This is a genomic window from Arthrobacter sp. zg-Y179, from assembly GCF_020907345.1.
GTDB lineage: Bacteria > Actinomycetota > Actinomycetes > Actinomycetales > Micrococcaceae > Arthrobacter_B > Arthrobacter_B jinronghuae.
In genome coordinates this window covers 67,595-76,673 of sequence record NZ_JAJJOB010000012.1, presented here as the reverse complement: position 1 = coordinate 76,673, position 9,079 = coordinate 67,595, and the positions used below count along the sequence as shown (strand labels likewise).

6 protein-coding genes are annotated in these 9,079 nt (G+C 67.1%); 2 read left to right on the top strand and 4 right to left on the bottom strand.

All coding sequences use genetic code 11. The annotated features are described in order from the left end of the window. Window positions 1-72: 72 nt before the first annotated feature. Both LOC56_RS14265 and LOC56_RS14260 read right to left on the bottom strand, forming a co-directional pair. Entirely contained in the window at window positions 73-4,566 is a 4,494-nt protein-coding gene (locus LOC56_RS14265) for an ExeM/NucH family extracellular endonuclease (RefSeq protein ID WP_229952941.1), read from the bottom strand. Window positions 4,567-4,875: 309 nt separating this feature from the next. Further along, window positions 4,876-5,361, bottom strand: a complete 486-nt coding sequence (locus LOC56_RS14260; RefSeq protein ID WP_229952940.1) for a septum formation family protein — start codon at window positions 5,359-5,361, stop codon at window positions 4,876-4,878. Between the two features lie 222 nt (window positions 5,362-5,583). Between LOC56_RS14260 and galT the strand changes: the two genes are divergently transcribed. Beyond that, the gene (gene galT, locus LOC56_RS14255; RefSeq protein WP_442860109.1) at window positions 5,584-6,687 is read left to right on the top strand and encodes a galactose-1-phosphate uridylyltransferase; all 1,104 of its coding nucleotides are present in this window, start codon (window positions 5,584-5,586) and stop codon (window positions 6,685-6,687) included. After that, window positions 6,684-7,910, top strand: coding sequence for a galactokinase (gene galK / locus LOC56_RS14250; protein ID WP_229952939.1), 1,227 nt, complete (start codon window positions 6,684-6,686; stop codon window positions 7,908-7,910). The genes galT and galK overlap by 4 nt, the downstream gene beginning before the upstream one ends. On the opposite strand, the gene LOC56_RS14245 is transcribed toward galK, so the two are convergent. Further along, window positions 7,888-8,517 carry a hypothetical protein gene (locus LOC56_RS14245; protein WP_229952938.1) on the bottom strand — a complete coding sequence of 210 codons (630 nt, stop codon included), beginning with the start codon at window positions 8,515-8,517 and terminating at the stop codon, window positions 7,888-7,890. The two genes, galK and LOC56_RS14245, sit on opposite strands and share 23 nt — an antisense overlap. Beyond that, window positions 8,514-8,990 carry a MarR family winged helix-turn-helix transcriptional regulator gene (locus LOC56_RS14240; RefSeq protein ID WP_229952937.1) on the bottom strand — a complete coding sequence of 159 codons (477 nt, stop codon included), beginning with the start codon at window positions 8,988-8,990 and terminating at the stop codon, window positions 8,514-8,516. Before LOC56_RS14240 ends, LOC56_RS14245 begins: the two co-directional genes overlap by 4 nt. Between the last annotated feature and the right edge of the window lie 89 nt (window positions 8,991-9,079).

Here is a 9,079-nt window from a genome sequence, read left to right as displayed (position 1 = left end):
CCCGACACCAGCACAGCCCCGCCCCCCGGTTTACCCCCGGGGCGCCGCTTCTGTCATCACTTTGTCAGGCGGTTACTTCCGCCCGGCCAGGCACAGAACGTACTGCGCCAGTTCGTAGGCGTAGCGGACCCAGCCGCGCACGTCCCACCACTGCTTCGGAGCGACAGGCGCCTTGCAGACAGGGGCCGGCGCCGCAGCCTTCTCGACCGTGACCGGCAAGGTCACCGTGGTGCCGGATTCAGCAGCCGTCAGCACCAGGGATCCGGCGCCGGAAGCCGAGGCGGGAACCGTCGCGGTAACTGTGGCGGAACCGGCGCTGACCGGTACCGTGCCCAGGGCCGTGGAGGTCCCGGCAGCATTCACGAAGCTGACTGCCAGCGAGGTGTTGGCAGGACTGCCGAGCGAGGTCAGGTCCAGCTGGCCGACGGTGAACGTCGCTGCCGTGCCTGCCTTGACCGTGGTGGGTGCACCCTTCACGACTACGCCCTGACGGGCAAAGTCGGGGGACAGGGGACTGTTCGCCGAGATGTAACTGATCCAGGCGTCGCGGTCCACCAGACCGGTGTCGCGGGTGTCCGTGCCTTCCTGGAAGACGGTGAAGTTATCTCCGCCCTGGGCCAGGAAGCTGAACGTACCCACCCGGTAGTCGCGGGCCGGGTCCATGGCGGCACCGTTGATGGTGATGCTCTGGATCCGTGAGCCGCGGGGCTGGTCCGGGTCGAAGGTGTAGGTGATGTTGTCGGAAAGGCCGAGGGCCAGGAAGGCACGTGAACTGCCTTCCGGCTGCCACTGCTGCTCCAGCATCGTCTTCAGCTGGGCACCGGTCAGCGTGGTGGTCCAGAGGTTGTTGACGAAGGGCAGGACCGCGTTGGCCTCGGCGTAGGTAATGACGCCGTCCTCGCCGTAGTAAAGCTCGGCGCGCAGGCCGCCCGGGTTGGTCACGCCGATTTCGGCGCCGCCGCGTTCGGGGGCCGCGAGGGTGGACAGGAGCGAGTCGGCCACCAGTCCGCCGAGGGTGGATTCGGAGCTGCGGTCATCGCGGGCAGTGCCCACGAAGGCCGAGGTGATGTCCGCGGTGACGGAGCCGACGGGCTCGTTGCCCACCTCGGCCGAGTAGGCCAGGGCGGCGTCGACAATCCGCTTTACCTCGGCCACGGCCGGGTAGGCGGCTACCAGTTCCGGTGCGGCCGTCTTGGTGCGGGCCACGTTGGCTGCGGTGTAGGACGTCACTTCGTCGGTTTCTTCGTTGTATTCGAGCCGGATCTGGCCGATGAATTCACCGTAGGAACCGGTCTGCACCACGGGACGGGTTTTGCCGTCGCCGCCGGGAATGGCTGCATCCCAGGCGTACTGCTTGTGCGTGTGCCCGGTGTAGATGGCATCGACCAGCGGGGTGGTGTCATTCACGATCTCCGCGAAGGCACCTCCGGCAGCCAGTTCCTGATCCAGGTTGGCGCCGTCGGGAGTGCCGCTGCCGGCACCCTCGTGGTATTCGGCGATGATCACGTCGGCGAGGTCCTGCTCCACCAACTGTGCGGCTACGCGGTTGACCGCTTCCACCGGATCACCGAAGTCCAGGTTGCTGATTCCGCCCGGGCTGACCAGGCTTGCGGTCTCCTGGGTGATGGCACCGATGACGGCGACATCCACTCCGTTGACGTCGATGATCTCGTACTCCTGCAGCGCAGGTGTGGTGGTGCCCTTGGTGTAGACGTTGGCGCCCAGGTAGGGGAACTGCGCGGCTGCGTCGACGCGGCCGGTGAGGTCCGCGAAACCGCCGTCGAACTCGTGGTTGCCGACCGCCGAGGCCTGCAGCCCGAGGGCGTTCAGCACATCGATGGTGGGCTGGTCCTGCTGCGCCGAGGAAGCGAACAGGGACGCGCCGATGTTGTCGCCGGCGGAGAGGAACAGTGAGCTGCCCTCCGGTGCGCCGGCCTTCAGTTCCTCAACGGTTCCGGCGAACGGCACCGTGTTGGCGTCAATCCGTCCGTGGAAGTCATTGATGTTCAGCAGGTTCAGCGTGGAGGTGTCCGTACCTTCGGCGGTCAGGTCCATGCCGACGAGGATCGGGTCATGGTCCGAGGCCCGGTAGGGATCCGGTGCGTAGAAATCGGTGGCGTTGTAGTTGTAGCGGCTGTATTCGAAGGCCACCGACTCCACGGAGTTGATGTTCCAGATATCCGTGCCGGTGACAGCTTCATTGGCTGCCGGGGAGGCCAGGATGTGGTCCAGGCTGCCGACGGTCCCGCCGAAGGCGTAGGAGTGCTTGCCTGTGGTTGCGCCGAGGTCAATGTAGCCGGCGTCAACCAGCACCTTGATGGGATCCTCCGCGTGGTAGGCATTGAAATCGCCCAGCAGGAACACTTTGTCCGTACCGGCCGCTTCCGACTCGGTTCCGGCGAACTCCACCAGTGCCTGCGCCTGGCGGACGCGGTCTGCGTTCCAGCCGCCCTGGCCGGTGTCGGCATTCTCGCCGGAGGCGGGCGCTGACCCCTTGGACTTGAAGTGGTTGGTGACGGCGAGGATTTCCGTGCCGTCTTCGCCGCCGGCGGGGCGGAAGGCCTGGGCCAGCGGTTCGCGGGCGTTGGAGAAGACCGCTTCGTTGTCCAGGATGGTGGATTCGCCGACGGGCTCGGCGGTTCCGGTGCGGTAAATGAAGGCGGAGCGGATCACGTCTTCATCAGCGGGAAGGTCCGCGGGGGAGCGGACGTAGTCCCAGGTTCCCGGCGCCTGCGCGTTCAAGGCCGCCACGAGGCGGGACAGGGCATCGTCGCGGTCCTTGCCGAAGGCGGCGGAGTTCTCCACCTCCATGAGCGAGACGACGTCGGCGCCCAGAGCGTTGATCGCGGCCACGATCTTGGCCTGCTGGCGTTCCAGGTTCGCCGCGTTGGCGGCGCCGCGGGCGTCGCAGCCTCCGTTGACGGTCACGGGTTCGCCGCTGCGGTTCTTGTAGAAGGTGCAGCCGGACAGTGTGTCACCCGTGGTGGTGAAGTAGTTCAGCACGTTGAAGGACGCGAGCTTCAGGTTGCCGCCCACGCTCTCGGGCGCCGCGGTGCGGGTGTTGGTGAACGACGCCGGCGTGGCGGTGGCCGCGTTGGCCTGCGTCAGTTCGGTCAACGGCTGGAATTTCCAGGCACTGTTGCGGAAGTCCAGGATCACGCCGGTGCTGAAGGTGGCTGCGGCGCCCACTCGAACCGGGTTTTCCGGTGTCAGGTAGGGCAGGGGCGTGCCCTGGTTGGCGGCGTTGAGGAAGTTGGTGCTGGCGCCGTCGTCGAGCTTTACGGCACGGGCAGCGTTGTCCGCCACGACGGCGGCGTGTTCCGGGGTCCCGACGGCAGCGACAGCGGTCGGCTGGACAAGCGGAGAATTGCCGGCGGCGAGGCCGATTTCAGCGTACTGGTTCAGCGAGAAGTTATCGGTGACGGTGAACTCGCCCTGAGGCGCCAGCAGCATGCCTTCGAAGGTCTCGCGCTGTTCCTCGGTTGCCGGCCAGGCTACGGCGGCGGGCTTGACCTCGGGCGCCGCGTCGCTGAGCTTTGTCATGGCGCCGTCGGCGACGGTGAGCTGCGTGAGGTTGTAGTACTCGCCTACGGTACCGGTGACCTCGACGTAGTCGCCGGCGGCCACCTGGCCTGCAGTTGCCGCGGAGAAGATGAAGATGCCTTCCGATGCGGTGTGCGTGGCCGGGTTGATGTCACCGCCGGTACCCGGGGTCTGGAGGTAGTAGCCGTTGAAGCCGCCGGTGGCGTAGACACCCGTGACCTTGCCGCGGGTTGTGACCGTCTGGCCGATCAGCGGGCTGGCCGCGCCGGTGCCCTGGATTTCGGAGATCGGAACCGCGTCGCCCGGAACCGGCACCGGTACCGGCGTCGTGGGTGTGGGCGTCGGTACCGGGGCGGGCTCGGTGGGAGCCGTGCCGGCCGAAGACGTGGGAGTGACCGATGTGCTGAGGGTGAAGTCGGCGGCGTTGTTGTTCGAATCTGCGAACCCGGCGCGGTTCAGCGACTTCGGATCCGAGTTGCCGGCCGGTGCGGCCGCGCCTGCGGTCTCGAACGTGTTGGAGGTGCCATAGCCAACCAGGTCCACCACGCCGGGAGCGCCGATGACCGAGCCGGTGGGCAGGGGATCGATACGGGTGCCCTGGTTCGAGAGGATCAGGGTGCCGCCGCCTCCGGCGAAGCTGGCACCGATGGTGGCGTCAGCGTTCGGGAGGGCGGCGCCGGTGGTGCCGTTGCTGGCGCCGGAAACCAGGTAGTACCCGCCCGGAGCGATGCTGCCGGAGAGGGTGCCGATGCCAGTGGGAGCCGCGGTGGCGCTCGCCGCCCGGTACTGGAGGGACCAGCCGTCCAGGCTCACCGGTTCACTGGTGGGGTTGTACAGTTCGACGAACTTTGTGTTGAACGGGGCGTTGGCGCTGCCGCCGGACAGATATGCCTCATTGATAATGATGCCGGGAACGGCGGCGTCGCCGTCCTGGGCGTAGGCCGGGAACGCGGTCAGCGGCGCGGCGAGCAGGCCGGCCGACAGGGCGGTTCCGAGCGCAGCTTTCCAGGGGAAAGGTCTCATGCCTCATACTCCTTGGTCGGCCGTGCGGGCCGACAGGTAAAGGCCGCCGGGTACGGCGGCAGGGAATGCAGCGAGTGATTACGAGGGTGATGCTAGGTGGGGCAGGTTACGAACAGGTGTCCCTCCGGTGTCGTCCGTCAATGCACGAGCCGGGAAGGTTCCGCCGCGTCCCCCGAGGAGGCGGAAAAGTGATCGCCAGCACAGTGTACGGTCTTGCGCCCCCACTCACGCCATCAGTTACGCAGGAGTAACACAGGAGCGCCGCCGGCCCTGATGGCTGACGGCGCTCCTGTGTTGGAGGCTTCGAAGTCAGAGGCCCGAGTCCTTGTAGGATTCGGACACTTCCTCGCCCGTCGTGTCCCCGAGCGTGCACATGATTGCCCGGTCATTCTCCTGGTCCCAGGACTCCGGGGTCGGGATGATGTAACCCGCAATCAGCGTCGTTTCCTCGACGGTGCTGCCAACGTAACCCTCGAACTCCTCGGTACAAACGTGCTTGGCGTTGAGATCGAGGATCCCCTCCCCGGGGTAGTCCCCGCCAGACATTTCAGACACGAAGAACACCTCCTGCCGGTGCGGTTCGTCGCAGGGGATGAGGTCGACCTCTACAACCTCGACGACCTCCTCGTTCTCCGCACCCGACTCGGTGCTGGGGTTGGTAAAGCAATCCCCGGCCTTGAGATCGGCGTAGCCTGTGCCGTCCGAACCGAGCATGCCCGCGCAACCCGTCAGCAGGCCGGCGAGCAGGACTGGAAGGACCAGGCCCCGAGCGCGGGCAGTCTTTGCGGAATTCATGACGTTTCTCCTCATGCAGCGTGGCGGCGCACCCCCATGGCGACCAGGAACCACGCGTACATCCTACGGTCGAAATGAAGTCCCTCTGCCTGCTCGGCCAGGACGGCGCGGGCCCTTATCGTCGTAGTGAACGTTAAGAGAGTTCCAAGCCGTCGAAGAGGAGACGAATACGTGTCCGGCCAGTTTCCTGCTGCTGCTGATTCCGGTGCGGCTGTGCAGCCGATCGTCCACCGCCGGCACCGGCTCGCCGACGGCCGTGAGTCGCTGTTCTTCACCGACCGCGGCGGGCAACCGGTGGAAACGGTCGTGGATGCCCGTCCGCTGGATTCCCGTTCCGGCGACGGGGAAGTGCGCTTCGACCGGCTAACCGGGGAGTGGGTGGCAGTGGCCGCCCACCGCCAGGCCCGGACCTACCTGCCGCCCGCCGACCAGTGCCCCCTGTGCCCCACCCGTCCGGAACGGATGTCGGAAATCCCGGCGGAGGATTTCGACGTCGTAGTCTTCGAGAACCGTTTCCCCTCCCTGGGGCCGGGGCTTGGCATCCTGCCGGAACCGGGCGGGACAGCGGATGAACGTGCACTGTGGGGGCGCCCCTCGCCGGCGTTCGGCCGCTGCGAGGTTGTGGTCTTCACCCCGGAGCACAACGGCTCCTTCGCTTCGCTGCCCTATACCCGCGCCCGCACCGTGGTCGAGGCCTGGGCGCAGCGTACCGGGGAACTCTCGGCCCTGCCGGGCATCGCGCACGTGTTTCCTTTCGAGAACCGGGGCCGGGACATCGGCGTCACGCTGCACCACCCGCACGGGCAGATCTATGCCTATCCGTATGCCGCGCCCCATGCCGCCCGGCTGGCCCAGCGCTCCCGGCGGCACCTGTCCGAGCATGGCCGTGCGCTGATGGGTGAGCTGCTCAGGGACGAGTCCGAGTCCGGGGACCGCATGGTCCTGGCAGGAAGGCACTTCTCCGCGTATGTGCCCTACGCAGCGCGCTGGCCGCTGGAGATCCATCTGGTGCCGCATCGCCAGGTCCCGGACCTGGCCGCGCTCACCGGGGAGGAACGCGACGAGCTCGCTGCTGTCTACCTGGAACTGCTGCAGCGGGTGGACGGACTGTATGACACTCCCACTCCGTACATCTCCGCCTGGCACCAGACGCCGGTCAATGCCGCTGACCGGGAGGCCGGCTGGCTGCACCTGCAGCTGACCAGCCCCCGCCGTGCCGCGGACAAACTGAAGTTCCTGGCCGGCTCCGAAGCGGCGATGGGTGCCTTCATCAACGACACCACCGCGGAGCAGACCGCCGCCCGTCTTCGGGAGGTGCGTATATGAACGCGCCGGTTCCGCCGGTGCAGACCCGGGCGGAGAACCTGTCCCGGCGCTTTGCCGAGGTGTACGGCGCCGAGCCCGACGGCGTGTGGCGGGCGCCCGGGCGGGTGAACCTGATCGGGGAACACACGGACTACAACAACGGCTTCGTCCTGCCGTTTGCCATTGACCGCAGTGCCCTCGTGGCCGTGCGGCTGCGCCGGCCGGACTCCGAACCGGAGGCGGAGGCCGACGTCGTACGCCTCGCCTCCACCTATGCTCCGGACGGTGAGGCGTTGTCCCGTGCGCTGTTCTCCATCGGTGGGCTGGAGCCGGGCGGGGTTGGCGGCTGGGCGGCCTATCCGGCGGGAGTGGTGTACGCGCTGGTGCACAGCGCCGGGGCCGCTGTCCCCGGGTTTGACCTGCTGTTGGATTCCACCGTGCCGGTAGGAGCTGGCCTGTCCTCTTCGCACGCCGTGGAAGTGGCGGTGACCGTGGCGCTGAACGAGCTGCTGGAGCTGGGCCTGGACCGGCCCCGGATGGCCCGGCTGACCCAGTACGCCGAGAATGAATTCGTCGGTGCGCCCACCGGCATCATGGACCAGTCGGCGTCGTTGATGGGACAGGCGGGCAGCGCGCTGTTCCTGGACTGCCGCAGCCTGGACTCCGAAACCGTGCCGCTGCCCCTGGCCCGGCACGGACTGGAAGTGCTGGTCATCGATACGCGGGTGGTCCACAGCCACGCCGACGGCGGCTACAGCGCCCGGCGCTCGTCCTGCGAACGCGGCGCGGCGGCGCTGGGCGCGGCGTCGCTGCGGGAGGTGCCTGCCGGCACTTCCCTGGACGGGCTGGATGCGGAAACCCGGCGGCGGGTGCGGCACGTGCTTGGGGAGAACGAACGCGTGCTGCAGGTTGTGCGGCAGTTGCGGGCGGACGACGTCGGCGGCATCGGGACCCTGCTGACCGCCTCCCACGCCTCGCTGCGGGATGATTTCGAGGTGTCCTGCCCGGAGCTGGACCTGGCCGTGGACACGGCGCTCGCCGCCGGTGCGCTTGGTGCCCGGATGACCGGCGGGGGATTCGGCGGCTCGGCCATTGCCTTGGTCCGGCAGGAGGAGGAGGAACGGGTCCGTGCGGCGGTGCTGGCGGCCTTCGCGGAGCGGGGTTTTCCGGAACCTGCCCTGTTTACTGTGCTTCCCGCGGACGGGGCCGGGCGGGTCCGGGTCACCTGGTCCCGAGGGGAATGACTGCCCGGCCGCTTCGGTCGCCCGCATTGCCGTCCTCGCCCTGCGAATACACCGCGAAGGAAATCGTTGCGGTTTTTTCACCCCACTGCACGGAAAAGGCTCCGCCACTGAACGGATCGTAGCCGTCATCGGTCAACACCTGGTCCCGGTATTCGTAGACCGGGCCTTGCACCTGTTCGTAGACGGCATGCGAGCCGATCAACAAAATGCTCTGGTTGTTGATCAGCAGTGTGTGCTCTCCCGCCGGCGCTGAGATTCTTTGGTAGCCGGGCCCGGAGAAGACAAGGGTGAGGAATCCATATCCAGCAAGGAGGAGCAACCATGCGCAGGTGATGCTGCCGCCGAGGAAGCCGGCGCCCCGACGCAGAATGACATGGCGAAAGAGGCCGCTGAACCAGGGAACGAGTGTCCAGGAAGCTCCGAGGAAGAAACACCAGGCCGCCGCCAGTGCAACCACTATCAACTGGCCGGTGCCGATTCCCGCCCCGAGGTAAAACAGGGTTCCGCCGTCTTGGAGCATGCGGAGGAGATAGGCCAGTGCCATGAGGCTTGCCGCCTGGACCAACCGGTTGGCCGCGGTGATAAGGCGCGGCGGCAGCGTCTTCATTTCTTGGCGTCCGCCCCACGGCCTATCTCGGCATGGACGGCACGCATGCCCTGTTCAAGCGCGTGCAGGTCATCGATCGACAACCGCGAGAGGATATCGAAATTCAGCTCGGGGCGTCCGGCCACGAGCCGGCGCACCACCGTCCGTCCCAGCGGTGTCGCCTTCACCCGGCGGACCCGGGCATCGCGGGGATCCTCCGAGCGGATAGCTACGCCCTGGGCAACGAGCCGGTCAATCAGGCCGGACATGGACGCCATGGAAACACCGAAGGACTCCGAGAGGCCCCGGCCGGTGGCACCCTCCTCGGCGGTGACAAGAACGGTTAGGACCTTCAACTGGCGCACCGTCAGGTCCGTGGACAGCAACGGATCGAGGAAGCCCGGCAGGGCCGTCGACTGCAGGGAATCGGCCAGTTCTTCGAGACTCAGCAGCACGCGTTCGCGCTCCTGCTGCTCATTGCTTCCGTCGGTCATTAGTTCACCGTAATGGCCCCGGACGTGTCGGCAAACACAGAGGTCAGCGAACCCTCAGCCAAATTAGTTAGGGTGAGGCTAACCGTTTA